This is a genomic window from Acinetobacter sp. A22 (genome assembly GCF_030913345.1).
GTDB lineage: Bacteria > Pseudomonadota > Gammaproteobacteria > Pseudomonadales > Moraxellaceae > Acinetobacter > Acinetobacter junii.
This window is the reverse complement of sequence record NZ_CP133162.1, coordinates 65,782-89,472: the sequence shown is the minus strand read 5'-3', so window position 1 is coordinate 89,472 and position 23,691 is coordinate 65,782. Positions and strand designations below refer to the sequence as shown.

19 protein-coding genes and 2 pseudogenes are annotated in these 23,691 nt (G+C 39.2%); 11 read left to right on the top strand and 10 right to left on the bottom strand.

The annotated features are described in order from the left end of the window. Positions 1-86: 86 nt before the first annotated feature. The 5 genes from gigA (at position 87) to Q9Q86_RS00410 (ending at position 3,662) form a co-directional block, all read left to right on the top strand. Positions 87-1,055 carry an RsbU family protein phosphatase GigA gene (gene gigA, locus Q9Q86_RS00430; RefSeq protein WP_004906792.1) on the top strand — a complete coding sequence of 323 codons (969 nt, stop codon included), beginning with the start codon at positions 87-89 and terminating at the stop codon, positions 1,053-1,055. Positions 1,056-1,157: 102 nt separating this feature from the next. Continuing rightward, positions 1,158-1,679 (top strand): anti-anti-sigma factor GigB, encoded by a 522-nt coding sequence (gene gigB, locus Q9Q86_RS00425; RefSeq protein ID WP_004906790.1) that lies wholly within the window; start codon positions 1,158-1,160, stop codon positions 1,677-1,679. 23 nt (positions 1,680-1,702) lie between these two features. Then, a complete protein-coding gene (locus Q9Q86_RS00420) occupies positions 1,703-2,527 on the top strand; it encodes a carbon-nitrogen hydrolase family protein (RefSeq protein ID WP_112987211.1) in 825 nt (274 codons plus the stop codon). 175 nt (positions 2,528-2,702) lie between these two features. After that, on the top strand, positions 2,703-3,065 hold the full coding sequence (locus Q9Q86_RS00415) for a DUF4951 domain-containing protein (RefSeq protein ID WP_112987210.1): 363 nt from the start codon (positions 2,703-2,705) through the stop codon (positions 3,063-3,065). 165 nt (positions 3,066-3,230) lie between these two features. Beyond that, positions 3,231-3,662, top strand: coding sequence for an organic hydroperoxide resistance protein (locus Q9Q86_RS00410; RefSeq protein WP_004906781.1), 432 nt, complete (start codon positions 3,231-3,233; stop codon positions 3,660-3,662). Positions 3,663-3,720: 58 nt separating this feature from the next. Here the strand turns inward: Q9Q86_RS00410 and gspE are convergent, their stop codons facing one another. Continuing rightward, positions 3,721-5,211 carry a type II secretion system ATPase GspE gene (gene gspE, locus Q9Q86_RS00405; RefSeq protein WP_004955732.1) on the bottom strand — a complete coding sequence of 497 codons (1,491 nt, stop codon included), beginning with the start codon at positions 5,209-5,211 and terminating at the stop codon, positions 3,721-3,723. 94 nt (positions 5,212-5,305) lie between these two features. Between gspE and Q9Q86_RS00400 the strand changes: the two genes are divergently transcribed. Both Q9Q86_RS00400 and Q9Q86_RS00395 read left to right on the top strand, forming a co-directional pair. Then, positions 5,306-6,127, top strand: a complete 822-nt coding sequence (locus Q9Q86_RS00400) for a hypothetical protein (protein WP_004906776.1) — start codon at positions 5,306-5,308, stop codon at positions 6,125-6,127. Between the two features lie 9 nt (positions 6,128-6,136). Continuing rightward, complete coding sequence (locus Q9Q86_RS00395; protein ID WP_005403747.1) at positions 6,137-7,054, top strand: mechanosensitive ion channel family protein; 918 nt, start codon at positions 6,137-6,139, stop codon at positions 7,052-7,054. On the opposite strand, the pseudogene Q9Q86_RS00390 reads toward Q9Q86_RS00395, so the two are convergent. Next, a pseudogene (locus Q9Q86_RS00390) lies at positions 7,047-9,347 on the bottom strand (DUF2339 domain-containing protein); the annotation flags it as partial. The gene Q9Q86_RS00395 and the pseudogene Q9Q86_RS00390 overlap by 8 nt on opposite strands. A gap of 198 nt (positions 9,348-9,545) precedes the next feature. After that, positions 9,546-9,920: pseudogene (locus Q9Q86_RS17435) on the bottom strand (DUF2339 domain-containing protein); the annotation flags it as partial. A 187-nt stretch (positions 9,921-10,107) separates the two neighbouring features. Here Q9Q86_RS17435 and polA point away from each other — a divergent pair. After that, positions 10,108-12,873 (top strand): DNA polymerase I, encoded by a 2,766-nt coding sequence (polA, locus tag Q9Q86_RS00385; RefSeq protein WP_112987208.1) that lies wholly within the window; start codon positions 10,108-10,110, stop codon positions 12,871-12,873. Positions 12,874-12,931: 58 nt separating this feature from the next. Here the strand turns inward: polA and Q9Q86_RS00380 are convergent, their stop codons facing one another. The 5 genes from Q9Q86_RS00380 to ppx are packed head-to-tail and all read right to left on the bottom strand — an operon-like array spanning position 12,932 to position 18,067. Then, on the bottom strand, positions 12,932-13,501 hold the full coding sequence (locus Q9Q86_RS00380) for a YggT family protein (protein ID WP_004906765.1): 570 nt from the start codon (positions 13,499-13,501) through the stop codon (positions 12,932-12,934). A 16-nt stretch (positions 13,502-13,517) separates the two neighbouring features. Continuing rightward, the gene (gene proC, locus Q9Q86_RS00375; protein ID WP_112987207.1) at positions 13,518-14,357 is read right to left on the bottom strand and encodes a pyrroline-5-carboxylate reductase; all 840 of its coding nucleotides are present in this window, start codon (positions 14,355-14,357) and stop codon (positions 13,518-13,520) included. 3 nt (positions 14,358-14,360) lie between these two features. After that, positions 14,361-15,752 (bottom strand): tRNA lysidine(34) synthetase TilS, encoded by a 1,392-nt coding sequence (tilS, locus tag Q9Q86_RS00370; RefSeq protein WP_112987206.1) that lies wholly within the window; start codon positions 15,750-15,752, stop codon positions 14,361-14,363. Further along, positions 15,689-16,513: an acetyl-CoA carboxylase carboxyltransferase subunit alpha gene (locus tag Q9Q86_RS00365; RefSeq protein ID WP_004906758.1), complete on the bottom strand. Its 825-nt coding sequence runs from the start codon at positions 16,511-16,513 to the stop codon at positions 15,689-15,691. The genes tilS and Q9Q86_RS00365 overlap by 64 nt, the downstream gene beginning before the upstream one ends. Positions 16,514-16,546: 33 nt before the next feature. Next, positions 16,547-18,067 carry an exopolyphosphatase gene (ppx, locus tag Q9Q86_RS00360; RefSeq protein WP_004906756.1) on the bottom strand — a complete coding sequence of 507 codons (1,521 nt, stop codon included), beginning with the start codon at positions 18,065-18,067 and terminating at the stop codon, positions 16,547-16,549. A gap of 274 nt (positions 18,068-18,341) precedes the next feature. Here ppx and trxA point away from each other — a divergent pair, with 274 nt between their 5' ends. The 3 genes from trxA (at position 18,342) to Q9Q86_RS00345 (ending at position 20,899) form a co-directional block, all read left to right on the top strand. Continuing rightward, positions 18,342-18,668: a thioredoxin gene (gene trxA / locus Q9Q86_RS00355; RefSeq protein ID WP_004906753.1), complete on the top strand. Its 327-nt coding sequence runs from the start codon at positions 18,342-18,344 to the stop codon at positions 18,666-18,668. A gap of 327 nt (positions 18,669-18,995) precedes the next feature. Then, positions 18,996-20,264 (top strand): transcription termination factor Rho, encoded by a 1,269-nt coding sequence (gene rho / locus Q9Q86_RS00350; protein WP_004955720.1) that lies wholly within the window; start codon positions 18,996-18,998, stop codon positions 20,262-20,264. Positions 20,265-20,653: 389 nt separating this feature from the next. Further along, entirely contained in the window at positions 20,654-20,899 is a 246-nt protein-coding gene (locus tag Q9Q86_RS00345) for a hypothetical protein (RefSeq protein ID WP_112987080.1), read from the top strand. 100 nt (positions 20,900-20,999) lie between these two features. On the opposite strand, the gene Q9Q86_RS00340 is transcribed toward Q9Q86_RS00345, so the two are convergent. After that, positions 21,000-21,296: an integration host factor subunit alpha gene (locus Q9Q86_RS00340; protein WP_004664224.1), complete on the bottom strand. Its 297-nt coding sequence runs from the start codon at positions 21,294-21,296 to the stop codon at positions 21,000-21,002. Next, positions 21,293-23,674 carry a phenylalanine--tRNA ligase subunit beta gene (gene pheT, locus Q9Q86_RS00335; RefSeq protein ID WP_112987079.1) on the bottom strand — a complete coding sequence of 794 codons (2,382 nt, stop codon included), beginning with the start codon at positions 23,672-23,674 and terminating at the stop codon, positions 21,293-21,295. The genes Q9Q86_RS00340 and pheT overlap by 4 nt, the downstream gene beginning before the upstream one ends. Between the last annotated feature and the right edge of the window lie 17 nt (positions 23,675-23,691).

Here is a 23,691-nt window from a genome sequence, read left to right as displayed (position 1 = left end):
TTAAATGTGAGTAATACTATGTTTTCCATCATATTTCATCTATGATGAATTAAAAAATGATCATACAAAGGATCGGCTATTCATCTATGTATTTCATTCAACCATCGCGCTCAATACCTTGTTTAGATCAAGCTCTGAATGAGCTACCCAGTCTACAGATCATTCAAGTTGATGATTTAGACTTATATGATCAAACAATAATTGCAATTGCCGATGTGCAGGACTTTTTGAAATATCAATGGAAGCTCCCAACGATCGTATTAGCATTTGAAGATGAAGGTGCTCCATTAGCCCAAGCTTGGGAAATGGGTGCTTTAGCCGGTTGGATTTGGAACAATTTACCCAAAAATCCAATACATGCTTTATTCAAAATTGATGCGCAATACAAACGAAATCAAGATAGTCGTGATCTTCCTTCAGCAGCAGCATTACAGAAACGTTTACTACCGAACCCAATAAGTCTACCCAATTATGAGGTTGAGTCTTTTTTTCAACCTTCGGCTTATTTATCAGGTGATTGGTATGATTATTGGAAACTCAATGAATATGAAGTGCTGTTTTATTTAGCTGATGTTTCAGGTCATGGTGTCACAAGTAGTTTACTAACCTCATGGATGGCAGCTTTTCATGGTCGTTCCAAGACACCTCGCCAGCTCATTCAAAAACTGAATGCAATGTTAGTTCAAGAGAATATTGAAAAACATATCACAATGGTGGCAGGTATTCTAAATCTACAAACTCATGAAATTACATGGTCTAGTGCAGGGCACTATCCACCTCCAATTATCTTTGAACCTAATCAAGCACCTCAAATTCTTACAACCAGTAGTTTCCCTTTGGGACTCACTGAGGATTTAGATGTTGAAGAACACATTTGTAAATTAAATCCTGATGCACGTTTTATTTTATGTTCAGATGGTGCTCTTGAACCCTTTGATGGTGGTTTGAATGATCAGTTCAACCAATTGGTTGATCATCTTCAGAATAATTCATTCCAAGCTCCTGAACACGTTGCAGATGACATCGCTATACTCAGCATATGCCGAATGAATTAATCTAATTATCAATAACTTAAAAACAAAGAACTATACAACCACTTGTGTCTACCATATCACTATGGGATAATTTTATATCCTTTCTCTGAAAATGGCATTTATATGTCAACAGGTCATGTTGAATATGCAAGTTTGAACGGAACGCATATTTTCAAGCTTATTGGCGAAGTGCGTGCACATTCTTGTATAAGTCTAGACAAATTACTCAACAAAATTGAACAGCAGCAAAATGTTGTTGGTGCAATCGTTGATTTAACTGAAACAACGTTCATTGATAGTACTGTATTAGGTGTACTTGCAAAGTTGGGCTTAAAACTCAAACAAGTTCATCATATACAAGCAGTGATGCTGTCAACCAATCCAGATATTACCACCCTAGCCAATAGCATGGGCTTAGGTCAGGTCTTTGTGATTTTAAATTACTGTGGTGATCCTAATGTTTGCACGCTTGAGCTAACTGAAGAACATGTCACGCACAGCGCTATGCTCAACACAGTATTAGAAGCACACAAAACATTAATGCGTTTGAACGAAAACAATCAAAATATGTTTGAACCATTGGTGAAGCAATTGCAAAAAGAGCAAGATTGTCTAAATCTTGATACACACCAACAAAATGCTTAACTCATAACTAAGTCTGCACACTTATGACCTTACTTTCTGTTGCTCAAATGAATTCACAAGATGACATTGAATCTAATTTCCTTGTCATCGAGTCATTAATTCAACAAAGTAAGGCTCAGGGTGGTGAATTAATCGTTTTTCCTGAAAACTTTGTTTGTTTTGCTGCAGGAAAACAACGTGAGACTGCAAATCAATTTGAAACCATTCAGCAACGTTTAGAACAATTATCACACCAATATCAAATATGGATTATCGCTGGCACTTTACCGTGCCCTTTTCGCCCAGATGGATCAGTCATTACTGATGGACGCGTCAGAACCGTAAGCTTATGTATTAGTCCTGAAGGTACTGAGGCTCGTTATGACAAAATCCATTTGTTTGATGTTCAAGTGGGTGATGCTGTTGGTGGATATCAAGAATCAAAATTCTTTGAACCAGGTGATCAAGTCGTTGTTGCAAAAACTCCATTTGGTCATATTGGATTAATGGTTTGTTATGATCTTCGCTTTCCAGAACTCGCACTAACCTTACGCCAACAAGGTGCAAACATTTTATCTGCTCCTGCTGCTTTTACTTACACAACAGGTCAAATGCACTGGCAATTGTTACTACAAGCACGAGCTATGGACAGTCAATGTTTTGTATTAGGTGCTGCACAACAGGGTTGGCATGGTGAAAAACGTCAAACATGGGGTCATTCGGGTATAACCAATAGTCGTGGACAACTTTTACAAATAATCGACTACGAAGGACATGGTTTAATTAGCGCTGATTTCGATCAAGCTGAACAAGAAAATATTCGCTTATCTATGCCACTTATGCAACATCGAAAAATAATTGCCTACTAAGTCTCACTTTAATTATTGAAATTTTAGTTTTTGAATTTTTTAGTCACGCTTTATCTCCCCTCCACACCTAGGTTCATGATTTAATAAACATAATTTAGGATAGTCAAACAAACCATAATATTTATGTAGTTTGATTATTGTAAAATTCTTTCTTAACACCAATTAAGCTGTATCCATGTTTAGACTTTTTTCTATTTTGTTGATTATAGGGGCAACTACATTCATTAATGTGGTACCAAGTTATGCTAATGCTGTTGAAGTAACAAATGACATGCAGCACTTACCTACACCATCAAATTTATCATTTAATAGTTTTGGTCTTTGGATTATTGGTTGGGGGACTGGTGCAGAAGGTGCTCGACAAAGACTAGATAATATCCAGCGTGAAGATGTGGTGATCATCAAACAGAAAGGTGTTACTCAAGATATGATTGAAGCTTGGCATAGTTTTTATGAACAACAATCTCAAAATGATATAAATAATCCAACCGCACGTTTTAGAGCAAAATTGATGAAAAAAATCATCGAGCTTTGGTAGATTTGCTGCATCTATTTGATAGATAAATACTCTTTTCAATTTGATATTTTGTCTTTTACTTCTTTACCAAAGCCGTCATTAAATTTACCGTTTTCTCCTTTGCTTTCATCATCCATTTATGCAGGATTGAATAATACCAAACTGTGTCAGCTAGGATTATTCAATATGTCATTAGAAAAAGTAGTTTATCGAGCAAAAGCTAAAGCAACAGGTGGTCGTGATGGTCGTGCGACATCTTCTGATGGTGTTTTAGATGTTAAATTAGGCGTACCTAAAGAAATGGGCGGTGCTGGTGGTGAAGTGACTAATCCAGAACAACTTTTTGCTGCAGGCTATTCTGCATGTTTTTTAGGTGCCATGAAGTTTGTAGCAAACCGAGATAAATTAAAGATTACTCCAGATGCTTATATTGAGGGTGAAGTTGGTATTGGCCCGATTCCAAATGGCTTCGGTATTGAAGTGACTTTGAATATCTATTTAATCGGTATGGATCAAACTGAGGCTGAGGAACTTGTAGCAGCAGCACACATCGTATGTCCGTATTCAAATGCAACACGCAACAATATTGATGTGAATTTCAATATCGTAACAAATTGATATATAAAATAAAAAAACAGCATGATTGATCATGCTGTTTTTCATTAAGAATAGAAAATTATTCTTCAGCTGCTTCGTTTGTAACACGTAGCACTTCTTCTAAAGTGGTTTTACCAGCCAAGACTTTTAATAAGCCATCATCACGAATCGATGCGGCATGACGGCGAGCATGATTTTCCAACTCATATTCGGCTGCATTACCATGAATTAATCGACGCATCGACTCATCGACTGGCACAATTTCATAAATCGCTGTTCGCCCACTAAAACCAACATGTGAACATTTCTCGCAACCATGTGGTTCTGGTAATTCCATGTGTTCATCTACCTTGAGATGCTGAAATACCTGTCGTTCAAAATCATCTGCTTTTCGCCAAGTTACGCAATGTGGACATAATGTTCGAACTAAACGCTGTGCAATTACACCAATCAATGAACTTGAAAGCAAGAATGGTTCAATCCCCATATCTTTTAAACGAGTTACCGCACCAATTGCAGTATTGGTATGTAACGTAGATAAAACAAGGTGACCTGTGAGTGAGGCTTGTACCGCAATTTCTGCCGTTTCAAGATCACGAATCTCACCCACCATAACAACATCAGGATCTTGACGCAGCATAGCTTTAAGCGCACGAGCAAATGTCATATCAACTTTCGTATTGACCTGTGTCTGCCCAATCCCTTCTAGTTGGTATTCAATTGGATCTTCGGCCGTCAAAATATTGCGCGTATTATCATTCAAGTCAGATAAGGCTGCATATAAAGTTGTGGTTTTACCTGAACCCGTTGGACCAGTGACCAAAATGATGCCATGTGGACGATGAACCAATTGAGTTAAACGTTCATAATCATTTTGCATCAAGCCAAGGTGTGTCATATTCAAACGACCCGCCTGCTTATCAAGTAAACGCATCACCACGCGCTCACCATGAGATGACGGTAAAGTAGAAACACGAACATCGACCTCACGTCCTGCTAAACGCAAAGAAATACGACCATCTTGTGGAATACGTTTTTCAGCAATGTCTAACTTTGCCATAACTTTAATACGTGAGACCAGCAAAGGAGCTAATTCACGGCGTGGTTGGACAATTTCTCGTAATTGACCATCTACACGTAAACGAACAGACAACTTTTTTTCAAATGCTTCAATATGAATATCAGATGCACCGACACGAATCGCTTCGGATAACAACGCATTAATCAGACGAACAATAGGTGCATCATCTTCTTGATCCATCAAATCTTCAGCTTCAGGCACCTGATCAGCCAAACTTAATAAATCAGGATGATCCTCTAAACCAGCAGCAACTTGCTGAGATTCGCCTGTATCACCTGCATAACTGGAACTGAGTAGTGCATGAAACTCTTGATCTGTACACAATTGATCATGCGCAGCTTTCCCCAAAATTCGACGTGCTTCTTGTAATGCAATTCGCGCTGTATCCTTGCGTCGTACAATAAAAACTTGATCGCCTTCATAGCGCAATAAAACGCCATGCCTTTTGGCGAAACTATATGGAATTTGTATTTGTTTAAGTATTTGCATCACAATTTATAATGATGAAAGGAAGAGTTGAGTGTACTCTAAGGAGATTACAGCGTGAAGTCTGTTTAGCATACTCACAAAGGAATTTTGCACCTTGTCTCAAAATAATCCATATAAAGCACCTCACTCTGACACATTGAGATGGTGGGGTGAACAACAATTTGAAATTCAACAAGCCAAAGCTTGGCAATTTGGTTCACTGCTCTTTCGCCTAACGAGAGGCATTAAAGAATGGCGTTTAGAATATCATCGACCGCAATGTCAGCATGATTACGAGCAACAATGGCATGTTTTGTCTGATACAGAATTTGCAATGCCTCAACCTGCAAAAATTGAACGCTATATGTTTCACAAAACCAATAGCTCATTTCATTTAATGCCACGTTTAGCAGATCGCTCTGTTGTTATTAAACCTGTTGATCCGATTTATATTCCTGCTGGTCAACGCGGAACGCTTTATATCAGTACTCCGTTATGGATTGCAGGCTTAGTAGATGGTTTAAGTGAACCTTTGTTTGATATTCCTGTGATTCAGCCGAAAGACACATGGTTTGGTAAAGATCCTCAGCATGGTGAAATTTGTTATGCAACATCTGTAGATGGACGAACTGACCTAAATCTATTAAAGCCACGTGCCTTTAGAGCTGTTACACCTATCGAGTTTCATAATACAAGTCAGCATCAACTGCGATTTGATCGTATGAATGTCCCTGTTCCTGCCCTTCCTTTATTTTATAGTGAAGGCACAGGTCGTCTCTGGACGTCTCAAATCAAGGTGTATTACGAAGGTTCAGAACATCCTGCACGTATTCGTATCGAAAACAAAACCCCAACTCAGGCAGGTGAAGTCATTTACGTACATCCTCCACGTGCGCCTGGAAGCAACTTATTTAATATGTTTGATTCATTCTTTTAAGGAGTTGCTATGGCAGATACAAATATTCCAAAAGATGTCGCATCTAGCTTCACCAGCATATTTACCAATATTAATTTTGAAAGACTAAGTGAAATTGCTGTAGCCCTAATTTTATGTTTAATCGGCTTTGTAATTGCACGTCTAGTTTCTAATACCTTTATCCGCACCATTGGTAGTCGGTTTAACGCACATCAACGATTATTATGGCGAAGAGGTATTTTTTACTTTATTTTCCTACTCTTCATCATGACCAGTTTAAGAGAAGCTGGATTTAAACTCAGTGTCTTCTTGGGCGCAGCAGGGATACTAACTGTTGCTCTAGGTTTCGCTTCTCAAACCTCAGCGACAAACTTAATCAGCGGGCTCTTCTTAATCGGTGAAGGTTCTTTTGAAGTCGGCGATACAATACAGATTACGTTGATTCGAGGACAAACCATTGAAGGTGAAGTGATCTCTATCGATCTTTTATCGGTCAAACTTCTGACGCTCGACAATGTTTACATTCGGCTTCCAAATGAGCAGCTCATTCGCACCCCTGTCATGAATTTATCCAAATACCCGATACGGCGTATTCCGATTACCTTGGCGATTAATTTTCACGAAGACATTATTAAAGTAAGACAGGTACTATTGGATGTTGCATCTAAATATCCACTGGTTATGGATGATCCTAAACCAACCGTAACAGTAACTGCATTTCGTGAATCCTCAATTGAGCTGTTGTTTGCAGTATGGTGTCGTCAGGAAAATGCATTAAAAGTCCGAGATGAAATGCAAGAAAGGGTTCGTAATGGTTTCCTTGAAAATGAAATTGAAATCCCTGTACCTAAAATGGGTTTAATTGATCGCCCCATCCCTTTAGAGGATGATGAGGTCGATCAATATGCCCATCAAAAAGAGCTCAAAAAAGAAAATAAAGTTAGATAGATGAAGATTCTTTAGACTGTTCTTGGGCAGGTGGTAAAGGTGCAAGATATGCAATTACAAGCATGACTGCACCTGTACCAATAAACGAAATAACACGTGTTAAAGTACCACTTTGCGATAAATCTAATAACAATAACTTAAACACAACGATCCCCAACAACGCAGCCCCAACAAACCAAATTTGTCGAATATGACGACGGCTTGAAAAGGTCATAAGAATAAAAGCTAAAATCACCCATAATAAGGTCAGACTTAGTTGTACATTGCCATTCCGCCAGATTTCTATCCCCCATAATGGTGTTCCAACATAATGATGCATAGCGCGTACAACGATGCTACTTAATACAAGTAAACCGACTAAAATCGTTGAGACTTTGAATCCCCATTCTACTGAATACTCATCGTCAAAATGATGATGATAAATCACCCAGATCAAACCAATAAACATTAGTGAAGAGAGAAAATCAGTTAAGTTAAATAAAGGAAGCACATAAAACTGAGTTGCAGAATATGAATCTAAACAAATTAAAAGTAACCAAAATAAGGTTAGCACCCACACTGGTTGTTGATCCAATAAAAGCATATTTTTTGATAAAAATAACCAGCCAGCGTATATTGCAGGAAAAACAGCCAATGCAATAACAGCAATATTTGGGAAAAGTGTAATACCAATACCCGCTAAACTTAACCAAAGTAAAGCAGACCAGATCAAAGAATATAGCGATGAAGAGAAAGATTTCATCTTGATGAGCAAAATAGTCAGCACAAGTGTAGTCGTCAGGGCGCTAAATTGGCTTAGAGGTGTAAACCAATCACCTGTGGAGTAAACATTCTCCGCAAAACTTACGCCATAAATTAAGAAAAGTAATCCACTGATCAAGATAAGTTGTACATTAACCCATTCGATTTTGGACTTAAGCTGAACCATAAAACTAAATAACAACAACAAAACGGCTGCGATTACCAAATAAGGATTCATGCCTTGATTTTGCCAATGCATAAACTCTATCGCAGCAATTGATCCTGCATACATACCAAGTGCTAAAAAAATACCGCTTAGCATCCGCGCACTAAAATATTTTTCGACCTCTTGATAGTGCAATAAATAAAAAGCTGATATGAATTGCGCAAGTGCAAACATCACTGTACTCAAAATTGGGAAGTCATCATTTGACCAAACTTGGAAAATAAGTGCCACAGAACTTAATAGTACTAAGGCAACCCCGATATATCGACTAAGACGATAACGCTCGGTCACTCCCCAAACGATTAACGCTGTTCCCTGAATGACCCAACCTGTTGATGTCCAATGTGCCCCTTTTGCCAATGGAAATATCAAAGCAGTAAATACCACTGCAAGAATAAAGAAGCTTTTAGCCAAAATAGAAAGCTGCGGATGCCTTTGTTTAATCCAAATATTTAAAGCACCATAAATAATCGCAAGTGCAACTGCACCCCAAGTCAGTGCTTGAGTAGAGTTGTGCATCAGATAAGCATGTAGAGAGAAACCCAATACAGGAACACTAAAAATCAAACCTACATCTAAAATTGGTTGTAATCGCTGTTCCTTTTGATTCGCTTTATTCTCTATTGATAAATCCTCATCACGTACCCGCAGCATCAATTGGCTATAACGAATACTTAGCCAAATAAACAAACCAATATGCAACCATAAAATTAAATCTAAGGTGTCGAACTGTTGAGTCTCTCCATAAAGCCCAATCATAGCCCCGCCAATAAAGAGCGTGGCAAAAAAGGCAATCTGATGCAGAATTTTCCAAGGTTGAATAAAGTTAACGGCTGCAACAGCAAGGTTAATCACAAAATAATAGCCAAATAAGAAAATCACGTCAGGATGTGATTGAGGTATGACAAGTGGTGCAATATAAGCCATCGTCAGCGCTAGCATGGCCAAATATAATGCCTGTTGTTTTAAACTCAGATAAACAGTGACTGATAATAAAATTACAAAGAATAAACTGGCTGTTTTTAAACTCGCAATCACTGCAAAGTGATGTGAGAAAATTAATGTGAGGAACACAATAGCAAGACCGACGCCCTGCAAAGCAACAGCAAAAAGCTGATTTTTTCGTTGCAACCAGTATCCTGCGATTGTGATCACAGTACCTGTAAGGGCAATAAAACTAAGCTTTACACCTAAACTTAACTGCCAATGCTCACTTGCGAAACGTAATAATAATACGACGCCAACCATCAATACAGCGACAGCAATTCGTAAAATCGGATTGCCATGAATCATCCATTGCAAGATAGGTTGCCACCATGCAGTTTGAGATGATGTCGATAATTGCTTCTGAGATGGCTCTGGAGTTAATGAGTATTCTTTTGATGATGAAGATTCTGCTTGCATCCATATAGCTGGATGTTGCACCTGACTTTCAGAGACAGAATGATTAGGTGTTGATAATTGATTAGCTTGGTTGATATGAGCAGAAACACTATTTAAATCATTTTGGACGTCTGTTTTTCCATATTGTTCTAAATGCAATAACCGCGTTTGAAAGCTACTGATCGTCTGAATAAGACAAAGTAACAACGCTAACAATGCACCGCCTGCCAACCACATCCATGTATTTGCATAGGCAAAAAGTGCGACTAATGCAGCACTATAAATCACGATCTTCTGAGCACCAATTGTAGCTGATTGAGCAAAATAACTTGGAGCATCATATTCAAGTTGACGTAATCGAGCATGAATTTCTGAAAGAATGTGCACAATAGCAACAGTTAAACCAATCGCAGAAGCAACAATAGTGCCTTGCCATTGAAATGCAATCGCTGATGCTAGTAATACTGTCAGCACAACTAAAACAGTCACGATTCCCTGTTTATCTTTTTTATACATAGACTTATATCAATGATTACAGCTTTATTAATCGTATCTTACTTGATCAGTCTATAAACCGTCATTTTTACATACAAATAACTGCAATTTTTAAACGACATAGATCGTCATCATCGTTCTGCTTAGCAAGGACATGGACTGCTTTTTCACGTAAAATAGCTCGCAGTTCATAATAAGGATTTGCGCAATGCCACCTTTTGTCTTGGTTGACGGGTCTTATTTTCTATTTCGTGCTTTTCACGCTTTACCGCCATTAACGACGTCTACTGGCCTACATACTAATGCAATTCGTGGTGCTATTTCAGCGATTCAGAAATTAATGCGTCGTACCCAGCCAACACATATGGCTGTTATTTTTGATACTCCAGAACCAACTTTCCGCCATAAATTATCACCCATATATAAAGGTGATCGTCCAAGCATGCCGGAGGAGTTATCTGAACAAATTCCTTATTTACATGCCCTAATCAAAGCTCTTGGCATCCCGTTATATAGCCTTCCTGGCGCAGAGGCGGATGATATTATTGGGACATTAACAAAACGAGCATTATCAGAAGGTCATCATGTCTTAATCTCGACAGGTGATAAGGATATGGCTCAACTTGTTAATCCACATGTCAAACTTGAAGATAGTTTTAAAGAACGTGTACTTGATGAGGCAGGTGTATTAGAGAAATTTGGCGTACACCCTCATCAAATTATTGATTATCTTACGCTCATGGGCGATGCATCCGATGGCATCATGGGTGTTCCAGGAGTAGGCGCAAAGACTGCAGCAAAACTATTAACAGAGTATGGTTCACTCAATAATATTATTGCGAACGTGGATCAACTCAAAGGTAAACTCAGTCAGAATATCAAAGATAATTTAGACAATATTAAAATTGACCACCAGTTGGCAAGTATCGTCTGTGACCTCGATCTCGCGTTAGATTGGCATGATTTAAAATTGAGTCAACCGAACACCGAACAACTTCGGCACTTATACACAGAACTTGAGTTCCGTAACCAATTACAATCTTTGGATCATCCCAATAATCCAAATACGCCTGTTTATCAACAGACCTCTCAAAGTATTGTCAAAGCTGAACAAAAAACTGAATCTATAGCGATAGAAGATCATGCAAATCTTTCAAGCCAAGATGATCAATTAGGTGAGGCGACTTATCATACTGTACTAGAACAAGCTGACTGGGAGCAATTGTTGCAACGTATGCAACAAGCGGATCACTTTGCAATTGATACAGAGACCACCAACTTAGACTATCGAGTGGCTGAACTGGTTGGATTCTCAATCGCATTTGATGCCAATGAAGCCTACTATGTTCCTCTAGCTCATGATTATGAAGGTGCTCCTGAACAACTCAGTCGGGAACAAGTTTTAGCACAAATCAAGCCAATTTTAGAAAATGAGCAAGTCAAGAAAATTGGTCATCATTTAAAATATGATGCTCATATCTTTGCCAATCATGGTATCACAATCCAAGGCTGGTACTTCGATACTATGCTAGCTTCATATGTTTTGAATGCTGCTGCAACTCGTCATGGCATGGATGATGTAGCACGTGTTTATCTCAGCCACCTGACAACTACTTTCGAACAAATTGCAGGTAAAGGTGCTAAGCAAAAAACCTTTAATCAGATTGAACTCGAAGTTGCAGCACATTATGCAGCCGAAGATGCACACGTCACTTATCGTTTGTATGAAGTACTTTCTTCAAAACTAAAAAGTCATCCTGAACTCGTTAATATTCTCCACAATATTGAGATGCCTGTTGCACGAGTACTGACAGGCATGGAAGAAGATGGAATCAAGCTCGATCATAAATTCTTAGATCAGCTCAGTGTAGAATTCTCCGACACCATGCAAACATTAGAGAATCAAGCAACTGAGCTTGCAGGTGAAACGTTTAATATTGCCTCGCCTAAACAGGTCGGAGAGGTTCTATTCGATAAGTTGGGAATTAAAGGCGGTAAGAAAACTGCCACAGGACAATACAGCACCAGTGAAAGTATTCTTGAAAAAATCGAACATCCTTTAGCGGAAGTGATTTTAGAACATCGCGGCTTGGCAAAACTCAAAAATACATATACTGATCGATTAGTTGAGCAATCACATGATGCAACCCATCGTGTACATACTAGCTATCATCAAGCTTTAACTGCGACAGGGCGTTTATCTTCTACTGATCCTAATCTGCAAAACATCCCGATTCGTACACCAATTGGTCGCCAAATTCGTAAAGCATTTATCGCTCCCGAAGGTCGTGTCTTACTTGCAGCCGACTATTCACAAATTGAACTGCGCTTAATGGCTCATTTTTCTCAAGATGATGCTTTAGTACACGCTTTTCAACAAGGTCAGGATGTTCATCGTCGTACTGCCTCTGAAGTATTGGGAATCGCTATTGAAAACGTAACCAATGATCAACGTCGCCAAGCTAAAGCGGTTAACTTCGGGTTGCTTTACGGCATGTCTGAGTTTGGCTTAACCCGTCAACTTGGTTTCACTCGTGAAGAATCACGTAGCTATATTGCACGTTATTTCCAACGTTATCCAGGTGTATTGGATTATATGGAACGTACACGTCAGATTGCTCGTGAGCAAGGTTTTGTAGAAACCATTTTAGGTCGTCGTCTATACACACCTGATATTTTGGCAACAAATAAAATGATCAAGCAAGCAGCTGAACGAGCGGCGATTAATGCCCCCTTACAAGGAAGTGCAGCAGATATCATTAAACTTGCAATGATTGCCGTTGATAAAATTTTGCCTAAAGATCAAGCTAAACTTTTACTGCAAGTGCACGATGAATTGGTTTTTGAAGCTGATGTGGCAATTGCAGATGAACTTTCAAAACAAATTGCTGATGTGATGCAGTCCGTATTAGAAATTTCCGTACCTTTTGTGGTGGAAGTTGGACAAGGTCTAAACTGGGATGCCGCACACTAATTTGTAGATATAAAAAAAGGATTGTGTTGACACAATCCTTTTTTTATTTTCAAACCGATCAAAGACCAGTCAACAGAACTTTTGCAGCTTCATTCATCAAAATCTCAGCAATATACAACGCCAAGAAAGCCAAAATTGGTGACAAATCAATCATCCCCATATTTGGTAGTAAACGACGGAAAGGCGCAAGTAAAGGTTCTGCGAGTTCCTGAATAACTTCGATATATGGTGAGCGTGACTGTGTAAACATCACCACCCAACTCAAAATAATCGTTGCAAAAATCAAGTAGCGACAGAAACGAATCAAATCCTGAATCATCGTCACGAATGTCGTAATTACAAGATAGACAGCACTATGGGGCATCTGCCCTGATAGATACATCAACCCGAAAATTTTCAACAAATAAAGCACAATCAATAAAGCAATTGCCGCTAAATTGACGCGCCCTTTGCCTACGGTTGGCAAACTACGACTTAGGATATCTACAATTTTGGTCGCTTTAACAGTTGAAAGTACAACTGGGTTATAAGGGCTAACCGCTGCCAATTGCATTAAAAAACGGAAAAAGACCAATAAAATTGCGACATTGATCAAAACACCAAAAATTAGCGCAGAACTTGCACCCATACTTGTCTTATCCTACTTAAACTGATTTAGTCTTTTCACTTAACTCTTGTGCAAGCTCTTGACTACGTTTCTGAGCTGCCGCAAGCGCTGCTTGAATATTTTGTGAAATCTGCGCACGATCAAATACCTCTAATGCAGCTTGAGTCGTACCATTTGGAGATGTCACATTTTTACGCAATTCTGATGGTGAGTTAGAGCTGGTAATTGCCATTTGGGCTGCACCCAATGCTGTTTGCAACGTTAGTGCTGTTGCAACTTTCTCATCTAAGCCCAAATTCTTTCCTGCTCGAATCATACTTTCCATTAGATAGAAAAAATATGCAGGTCCCGAACCGGATACCGCTGTTACAGCATCAATTTGAGCTTCGCTATCGACCCAAATCGTCAAACCTGTTGCAGCTAAAATTTGATTCGTTAACTCACGATCTTGAGCATTAACAGCTTCTGAAGCATAAATACCGTGCGCACCTGTTTGTACTAAAGCAGGTGTATTTGGCATTACACGCACAATACGCTGGCTTCCACCAATCAGCTCTGAAATTGTTTGAATTTCTGCGCCTGCAATAATGGAAATAACCAGCTTATCGGATAGCAAACCTTTTAAAGGTTGTAAAACCGTAGCTAACACTTGAGGCTTAACCGCCAGTACGACCACATCTGCATTTTGAATTGCTTCAACATTGTCCGTGGTTGTTTGAATTCCTTTTTCTTCTAATATTTGACGAATTTGTTCTACTGGATCTGAAACTGTAATTCGTGTTGTTGGCAGCCCACGAGAAAGTAATCCTCCGATCAAGGCCTGAGCCATGTTACCGCCGCCAATAAAACAGATGTTTTGATTCAATGCTGTCGCCATTTCCTACTCGTCATTTGAAAAAGATTGAGGAGAATTTTCTCGACAATCTGAAACTAAACTTGGTTGCCACCCTCCCTGCTCGATATAGTCAGATTGAGCCAACCAAAACCCTTTAGGGCTAAAAACCCCAAGCATAACATTTTCCACGACTAATATTTGAATTGTATGACGGAACCAAGGCAAAATCTGTGCTTCTTGAATCGCTTTTTTCAGTGGCCAATGCCCGATTCGCCCGTAAAGATGAATTTTTTCACCACCTTGACGTTTAATCAATTTTAAATCTTTATTTAATAATTGTTTGGAAAGACCTATATCTTGCGTCAATATTTTGAACTTACCTGAAGCAGTTTGAATCATTTCTTCCAAGTTATAAGATTGATTCATAATAGGTTGAATAGGAAAAAGCTTTTCTGCGTACAGCTCTGCATGAGTTAGACGATACAATTTTTTCTGGTAGCGGACATAATAATAAGAATTAATATGTAAAGTTGCTTGTGCATCAGGCTTAGCAAAAATCACTTCATCTTGAAGCCGTTTGACCATGTCATAACTTGGGCGGTATTGATCTTTGCCTTTTATCCAAGCGGACAACAATTGACGTTTGCGTGCATCCGATAATTCCAACAGGCGAGTTAAATCCAGCTCATTCTCAGTTGCACATAATTTCCAATCACTTTGCAGTACATCATCTAAAATTTCTGCGGCATCTTGCATCAGATAACTCGTTCGTGATACAGCTGATTGCATTTTTGGGAAGCGCTTTTCTAATACAGGCCATAACTCTTCACGACACCATGCCCGATCATAATGAGTATCATGATTTGTTGGATCGACAACATAGTCAAAACCAATTTGTTTAGCCCACTCCTCAATTTGCTGTCGACTGAGCTCTAAAAAAGGTCGCCATATCGTCAAATCTTTTCGCACATCATATGCTTGCATAGCGGATAAACCATTAACACCTGCACCTGAAAATAAACGCAATAGTAGAGTTTCAGCTTGGTCTTGTTGGTGATGAGCTAACACCAAGATTTCATGGCTTTTTAAATGCTGTATATAGGCTTGATAGCGTGCATGACGTGCTTGCTGCTCAAGATTTCCTGCATCGACATGTACTTTTTGGATCACACAAGGAATGTTTAATTGTTCAGATTGTTTCTGAACTAAACATCCCCACTCCGTACTGCTCGATTGCAACTGATGATCAACATAAATTGAACGGGTTTGACTTGGGAAAATTTCGGACATTAGATACAACAACAGCATGGAATCCATGCCGCCGCTGCACCCAATTAAGAATTGAGTATCTTTAGAAAAATGCTGTGTTTGTGCTAAGACGCGATGCCTAAATTGCTGCTGCCAAACTTCATTAAACGTTGATAACGTGCTTCGCATCGTGCTTGAGCATCCATCGGTTGCAATTCTTCTAAGGCTTGTTTGAGTACATCTTTCAAATCATGCATGACTTTCTCAGGTTGCAAATGTGCCCCCTCACCTTCATCCACAACATACTCCACAATTCCAATCGCTTTCAATTTGTCAGCAGTCAGAGCTAAGGCTTCACTCGCTTGCGCTGCTTTATCAGCAGTTTTCCATAAAATAGAAGCACAACCTTCTGGTGAAATCACAGAATAAATACTGTGTGAAAGCATAATTACTCGATCTGCCACACCTATACCTAGCGCACCACCTGAACCACCTTCACCAAGTACAGTCGCAATCACTGGCACTTTCAAACTAGAAAGCTGAGCCAAACTGGTTGCAATCGCTTCTGCTTGTCCACGCTCTTCTGCACCAACACCTGGATAAGCACCCATGGTATCGACAAAAGTAAATACAGGTAAATTAAAACGCTCAGCCATATCTAGCAAACGTTGTGATTTACGATAGCCTTCTGGGTTACACATACCAAAGTTATGTTGTAACTTTTCACGCGTACTACGTCCACGATGTTGACCAACTACCATTACGGGTTGTCCGTCAAAACGAGCAAGACCACCGATCATGGCACCATCATCACCATACAAACGGTCACCGTGAAGTGCATCAAATTCAGTAAAGATTTCACTAACATAATCTAGAAATTGCGGGCGTTCAGGATGTCGCGCAATTTGAACCGTAGCCCAAGCCTTGGACTGAGTCGCTTTATTTTTCATAAGTCGTAGATAATCCCTAACAAGGATGTATTGTTAATCAACAAAATTGTCTGACTGAATATTTAACTCAATGTCCCAATTCTTAAACTGCACTTGCTCATCATGCAAATCAGCAACCAATAAAGGCCATTGTTTAGCATCGCCAGAAACGCTGAGTTGCCATTGTTGACCATTTACAACACTCAGTTCAATGGCAGGAAGCATCTGATCACTACGACTATGGTTCAGCAAAACAGCGAGGCGTAATAGCAAACACAAATAAAGTAAATGGCTGCCACCCACCTTCATTACATCATTTTTTGCATCTGCACGTAATTTACGACGATGGTGCGATACAAGATGAGAGAGGTGATTTTGATCGATTTGAGAGAAACCGGGGATATCAGAATGCTGCAATAAATATGCACCATGACGATGATAACCACCATGACTAATCGCTAAGCCAATTTCATGTAAATAAGCTGCACGACGTAGTAAGTCACTGTCTTCAGTCGTTAAATTTAAAGCGCCTGCAACGCCATCAAACAATTGTTGCGCGGTATTCACTACACGTTCGGCTTGTTTAGGATCAGCGTTGTAACGTCCCATTAATGCTTGCACACTACGGTCACGAATATCTTCATGTTTAAATCGACCTAATAGGTCATACATCACACCTTCACGTAATGCACCGTCAGAATATGCCAATTTATCAATATTCATCACTTCAAAAATAGCGTACAAAATTGCTAGACCAGCTGGCAAAACTGCTCGACGATCTTCGCGTAGTCCTTCAAAATCAATTTCAGAGACATGTTTGAATTTTAACAAACGATCTTTTAACTTATATAAGCCTTCACGGGTCAGATTTTCTTGCTCATCACTTAAGCCTAGATTCACAGAAATCTGGCGACAAGCTTTAATCGTCCCGCTGGAACCAACTACTGTATCCCAGCCTTCTGATTTATAAGTATTTGCGATTGCAGAGAGCTCTTTACGCGCAGCAACTACCGCTTTATCAAAGGCTTTTGTTGAAATTTCACCATCTGCAAAATATGCCTTACTAAAGGCAACGCAACCCATTTGCAACGATTCAGTATGCAAAGGCTCAAACTCTTCACCAATAATAAATTCTGTTGAACCACCACCGATGTCAACGACTAAACGTCTGCCACCATTTGCCATGGTATGAGAAACACCTAAATAAATTAGACGAGCCTCTTCACGACCAGCAATAATCTCAATTGGCTTTGGTAAAATTTCAGCAGCTTTTTGAATAAACTCGTGACCATTTTTAGCTTGTCGTAACGCATTGGTTGCCACAATTCTTAAACGATTAGGTTGAACAGAACTTAAACGCCCAACGAATCGAGCTAGACAAGCCAAACCACGCTGTTGCGCAGCTTCAGTTAAATTTTTATTTTCATCGAGTCCAGCGGCCAACTGAACCTTTTCTGACATTGAAGCAACTTTCTTAACCTCTCCGTGATCTACACGAGCAATTGCCAAATGGAAACTATTCGATCCCATATCAATCGCAGCAAGTAATTCTTCATCAATCAGAAAATCAGACATTCTTCATATAAACCCATGCTCAATTCACGCATTAGAGTAATTCACATGCTTAGAATTTTAAAGTCATTTTAAGCAATAAAAGCAGCAGATTTTCTCTTTTTAACACATAAATGATTGTATAAGTCGATAGTGAACATCGTGAGCATCCATTGGACTTTTCATTTTGATACTTGAATAATGGCAACAAACCCTTACATTGAATAAAGTAGCAATGTAATATTCATCGTGATGATGATTGAATTCGCACTTTATTTCTAAATTTTGGAGCAACCTTATGTCTGCGACTATTGTTAATACAACTGATGAAAACTTCCAAGCAGATGTTTTAGATGCTGAAACTCCTGTACTTGTAGACTTTTGGGCTGGTTGGTGTGCACCTTGTAAAGCAATTGCACCTGTCCTAGAAGACCTTTCTAACGAATATGCAGGTAAAGTAAAAATCGTTAAAGTCGACGTAACTGCATGTGAAGAAACAGCTGTGAAATACAATATCCGTAATATTCCAGCTCTATTAATGTTCAAAAATGGTGAAGTTGTTGCTCAACAAGTTGGCGCAGCTCCTCGCTCAAAACTTGCTGCATTTATCGACCAAAACGTCTAACTTTATTTAGATTGAACCCGACTTGAAATACGTTATTAGTCTAATAGCGTATTTCCTCGTATAAATTGACATTTTCCTTGATTTAACCTATATTACTGGATCAAGAAGCTTTGAATGGAATCTACTTCATCGCGCTTCTTACAAGACACAAACATAAGATCGCCGCTCGGCAATAACAATTGTTTTCACATTTCTCTATGAAACAATGAACCAGACTACTGAATTGTGGTTGTTTTAATACAATTACATCAGCACGTATGTATGCGGTCGATTTTTTATTCTTTCCCTAACATTATCCTCCACTTATTCCATTCTGTCTGACCACTTATGAACTTAACTGAACTCAAGAAAAAACCCATTGGCGAACTCATTAAAATTGCGGAGTTTATGGGCCTTGAAGGCATGGCACGTAACCGTAAACAAGATATTATTTTTGCCATTTTAAAGCGCCATGCCATGAATGGCGAAGAAATCTTTGGTGATGGTGTTCTTGAAATCCTTTCTGATGGCTTTGGTTTCCTTCGCTCAGCCGCTGGTTCATATTTAGCTGGACCAGATGATATTTATGTGAGCCCATCACAAATCCGTCGTTTTAACCTTCGCACGGGTGATACCATTACAGGTACAATTCGTCCACCTAAAGAAGGTGAACGTTATTTTGCCTTATTAAAAGTAAATCAAATTAACTACGACACACCAGAAAATTCGCGTAATAAGATTTTATTCGAAAACCTCACCCCATTGTTCCCAACTGAACAACTCGTTATGGAACTAGGCAATGGTACAACTGAAGATCTCACTGCACGTGTAGTAGATTTAGTAGCACCAATTGGTAAAGGTCAACGTTCAATCATTGTTGCACCGCCTAAAGCGGGTAAAACAATGTTATTACAAAACATTGCTCAATCAATCGTCCGTAATAATCCAGAAGTATTTCTGATTGTTCTTCTTATTGACGAACGTCCCGAAGAAGTAACAGAAATGGAACGCACAGTACGTGGTGAAGTAGTTGCCTCGACCTTCGATGAAGCACCAGCTCGTCACGTACAAGTTGCGGAAATGGTGATTGAGAAAGCAAAACGTCTAGTTGAGCATAAAAAGGATGTTGTGATTCTGCTTGACTCAATTACTCGTCTTGCACGTGCTTATAATACTGTCATTCCTTCATCTGGCAAGGTACTTACAGGTGGTGTAGATGCTCATGCATTAGAACGTCCAAAACGTTTCTTTGGTGCTGCACGTAATATTGAAGAAGGCGGTTCACTTACGATCATTTCGACCGCATTAATCGAAACAGGTAGTAAGATGGACGATGTTATCTACGAAGAATTCAAAGGTACGGGTAACCAAGAGATTACGCTTGATCGCCGTATCGCAGAGAAACGTGTATTCCCTGCAATGAACATCAAGAAATCAGGTACTCGTCGCGAAGAGCGCTTAATGGGTGAAGAAAACTTACGTAAAGTCTGGATTCTACGCAAATTATTACATCCAATGGATGAGCTTGCCGCAATGGAATTTTTATTAGATCGAATGAAAGAAACCAAGACGAATGATGATTTCTTTGATCAAATGAAACGCAAAGCATCAACATAACGGCAACATAAAAAAGCCACCTTAATGGTGGCTTTTTTTAATTGGTTGACAAGATTACATATTTTTTACATTTAAATTGCATTCCTCAATAAAAATACAAGCAATTGATTTTACTAAAAATAACTAAATACAACCTCAGAAAACAAACAACAAACCAATCAAAAAACAATTATCAATAGTTATTTTCTATCAAAAATTAGCCAATTTTTGTCAAATTTTGTCGTTTTGTTGGACAGAACAGTAGTAATTCATGATTTGCTTTGATAGGATAGCCACAGACCAGTTAGGCTGCTCCCTGCGTTGTTACCTAAAAGCGTTTAGGAATATTAAAAGCACAAACAGACTAGCTAAGGTTTTTTTTAATCTCACAATTTTATGAGAGTGATGCCATGTTATTCAAAAAATTTGCTGTTGTTGCTGCTATCGCTACTACTTTAGCTTTCGTTGGTTGCTCTAAGAAAGAAGAAGCTGCTACTGATGCAAACGCTGCTGCTTCTGAAGCTGTAGCTGCTGCTTCTGAAGCTGTTGAAGCTGTTGAAGTTGCTGCTTCTGACGTTGCTGAAGCTGCTTCTGACGTTGCTGAAGCTGCTTCTGACGTTGCTGCTTCTGACGTTGCTGCTTCTGCTGCTCAATAATCTAATTTTAGATTATAAAAAAGAGAACCTTACGGTTCTCTTTTTTTATGCTTGATATTTTTATGTTCAATTTTAAATAAAGTAGATATAAAAAAGCAGATCAATCGATCTGCTCATTTCCAACACGTTGCCTAAATTTCTGACCCGCTCTAAACGTCACTACACGACGAGCAGAAATTGGAATTTCTTCGCCAGTCTTAGGATTTCGCCCAGGGCGTTCACGTTTATCACGCAATTCAAAATTACCGAATCCAGAAAGTTTGACTTGTTCACCCGCAATTAAGGCTTGGCTTATTTCATCAAAAAATAGCTCAACCATTTGCTTTGCTTCTCGGCGATTTAAGCTAGTAAGCTCACTTAAATGGTCCGCCATCTCTGCTTTTGTTAATGCTGTCATGAGGCCCTCAATGTCGCTTGGTAAGTGTCTTCCAACACTTGAATAATGTTATCCATACCAGATTTGATCTCAGCATCTTCAAGCGTACGAGTCGGATGCTGCCATAACAAAGCAAATGCCAATGAGCGCTTGCCCTGTTCAACCCCTTGCCCCGTATACACATCAAATAACCAAGTTGAGTCAAGTAACTCACCACCTGTTTGTTTGATTAACTGCTGAATATCTCTTACCTCAATCTTATCAGAGATTAAAAGCGCAATATCACGTCTAACCGATGGAAAACGTGATAATTCTGTAAAATTAGATACATAAGATTGCAAAACAGCCTGTTGATCCAATTCCGCAACCCAAGTAATGCCCAAATCAAGTGCATTTTCTAATGATGGGTGCAAACGTCCTAAATATCCAATTGACTTGCCATCAACCAATATTTCAGCAGATTGACCAGGATGTAACCACTCTCTTTCGGTACGAATATAATCAACATTCACACGCCCAGCAGCTAATATCTCTTCTATTTCGCCTTTAAAGTCAAAAAAGTCCATCGCTTGCGGCTTGATATGCCAAGATTCAGGAGTACGCGAGCCCACCGCAATCAATGCCAGTGTTGGGATCTGTTTAAGATCATGAATATCTTTTGCATTTTGATAATCAAAACGCAAACCTAATTCAAAGAAGCGTACACGTTGCTGTTGGCGGTTTAAATTATATTGAACACAAGGAATCAAGCTTGATAATAAAGTACTACGCATTGCCGCTAAATCACTAGAAATCGGATTAGCAAGCATTAAAGGTTGTACATTTGGATTTAACTGTTTTTCCAATTTTGCATCAGCAAAACTAAAACTAATCGCTTCTTGATAACCTAAAGTTGCAACAGTTTGACGAAGCTGCGCGACTTCGAAACGATCCTGATATTTTTCTAATTTCACATCAATTTTTGGCAAACTGATTTGAATGTTGTCATAACCGTGAATACGTGCAACTTCTTCAATCAGGTCTTGATAGATTGCCATATCATAACGATGTGATGGTGGAACAACACTCCATTCACCTTGAGCTTTTGTTTCCACCATACAACCCAAACGAGCTAATGCATCAGCAATAAACTCACCAGCAACTTCATAACCCAGCAACTGATCGACTTGTGATTGCTTCAGTGGAATTGCTTCTCGTTTTGGTAATAACTCAGCTTGCTCTGCTACTGTAATTGGGCCAAATTCTCCACCAGCAAAAGCCTGAATAAGCTCAGAAGCACGATGCATTGCAATCATTGGTAACTCAAAGTCGACACCACGCTCATAACGTTGAGATGAGTCAGTATGCAAGCCAAAACGACGCGCACGACCAGCAATTGCTAAAGGTGCGAAGAATGCACTTTCAAGGAAAATATCCTGCGTATCGTCTGTAACTGAGGAATCCAAGCCCCCCATAATTCCAGCGATTGCCAAAACTTTTTGCTGATCAGCAATAACCATAATGTCTTCTTGTAACTCAACTTCTTGATCGTTGAGCAAGAGCAATTTTTCTTGAGGTTGTGCTTGGCGAACTTGAATTGATCCTTCGATTTTTGCTAAATCAAAGGCATGCATCGGCTGACCCAACTCCAGCAATACATAGTTGGTCACATCAACCAAAATACTATGTGTGCGAATCCCTGAACGAGCGAGTGCTTGTTCCATCCATTCAGGTGTTTTAGCTTTAACATTTACATTTTTTACGATACGACCTAAATAGCGCGGTGTACCTTCAGTTGTAATATTAACGATTTTCTCATCAGCAATTGTTGCTGCTATTGATTGAATCTTAGGTTCATTTACATTCAATTGATTGATGACTGCAATTTCACGTGCAATACCACGAATACTAAAACAATCACCACGGTTTGGCGTGATACTGATGTCAATCACATTGTCATCAAGTTTTAAATATTCACGGATATTCATGCCAACAGGCGCATCAGCAGGAAGCTCTAACAAGCCATCAATCTTGTCTTCTAAATCGATTTCAGAAGCACCACATAGCATACCTTGTGATTCAATACCACGAAGCTTGCCTTTCTTAATTTTGAAATCGCCTGGTAGTACTGCACCAATGGTTGCAACAGGTGCCTTCATTCCTACACTGACATTTGGCGCACCACAAACGATTTGTAATGGATCACCAGAGCCAATATTTACAGTCGTAACACGTAAGCGATCTGCATCAGGGTGTTGTTCAACAGTGAGTACTTCTCCAATGACGACACCTGTAAATGGCTTTGCCACAGGTGCAAGTTCATCGACTTCCAGACCAAGCATGGTCAATTGATCAGAAAGGGTTTCGCTATCAATCGCTGGGTTCACCCATGTGCGTAACCAATTTTCACTAATTTTCATCTGTATAAACCTTATTT

Coding starts and splice junctions, on each gene's coding strand:
- gigA (WP_004906792.1), top strand. CDS start 87: ATGTATTTCATTCAACCATCGCGCTCAATACCTTGTTTAGATCAAGCT.
- gigB (WP_004906790.1), top strand. CDS start 1,158: ATGTCAACAGGTCATGTTGAATATGCAAGTTTGAACGGAACGCATATT.
- Q9Q86_RS00420 (WP_112987211.1), top strand. CDS start 1,703: ATGACCTTACTTTCTGTTGCTCAAATGAATTCACAAGATGACATTGAA.
- Q9Q86_RS00415 (WP_112987210.1), top strand. CDS start 2,703: ATGTTTAGACTTTTTTCTATTTTGTTGATTATAGGGGCAACTACATTC.
- Q9Q86_RS00410 (WP_004906781.1), top strand. CDS start 3,231: ATGTCATTAGAAAAAGTAGTTTATCGAGCAAAAGCTAAAGCAACAGGT.
- gspE (WP_004955732.1), bottom strand. CDS start 5,211: ATGCAAATACTTAAACAAATACAAATTCCATATAGTTTCGCCAAAAGG.
- Q9Q86_RS00395 (WP_005403747.1), top strand. CDS start 6,137: ATGGCAGATACAAATATTCCAAAAGATGTCGCATCTAGCTTCACCAGC.
- polA (WP_112987208.1), top strand. CDS start 10,108: ATGCCACCTTTTGTCTTGGTTGACGGGTCTTATTTTCTATTTCGTGCT.
- Q9Q86_RS00380 (WP_004906765.1), bottom strand. CDS start 13,501: ATGGGTGCAAGTTCTGCGCTAATTTTTGGTGTTTTGATCAATGTCGCA.
- proC (WP_112987207.1), bottom strand. CDS start 14,357: ATGGCGACAGCATTGAATCAAAACATCTGTTTTATTGGCGGCGGTAAC.
- tilS (WP_112987206.1), bottom strand. CDS start 15,752: ATGCGAAGCACGTTATCAACGTTTAATGAAGTTTGGCAGCAGCAATTT.
- Q9Q86_RS00365 (WP_004906758.1), bottom strand. CDS start 16,513: ATGAAAAATAAAGCGACTCAGTCCAAGGCTTGGGCTACGGTTCAAATT.
- ppx (WP_004906756.1), bottom strand. CDS start 18,067: ATGTCTGATTTTCTGATTGATGAAGAATTACTTGCTGCGATTGATATG.
- trxA (WP_004906753.1), top strand. CDS start 18,342: ATGTCTGCGACTATTGTTAATACAACTGATGAAAACTTCCAAGCAGAT.
- rho (WP_004955720.1), top strand. CDS start 18,996: ATGAACTTAACTGAACTCAAGAAAAAACCCATTGGCGAACTCATTAAA.
- Q9Q86_RS00345 (WP_112987080.1), top strand. CDS start 20,654: ATGTTATTCAAAAAATTTGCTGTTGTTGCTGCTATCGCTACTACTTTA.
- Q9Q86_RS00340 (WP_004664224.1), bottom strand. CDS start 21,296: ATGACAGCATTAACAAAAGCAGAGATGGCGGACCATTTAAGTGAGCTT.
- pheT (WP_112987079.1), bottom strand. CDS start 23,674: ATGAAAATTAGTGAAAATTGGTTACGCACATGGGTGAACCCAGCGATT.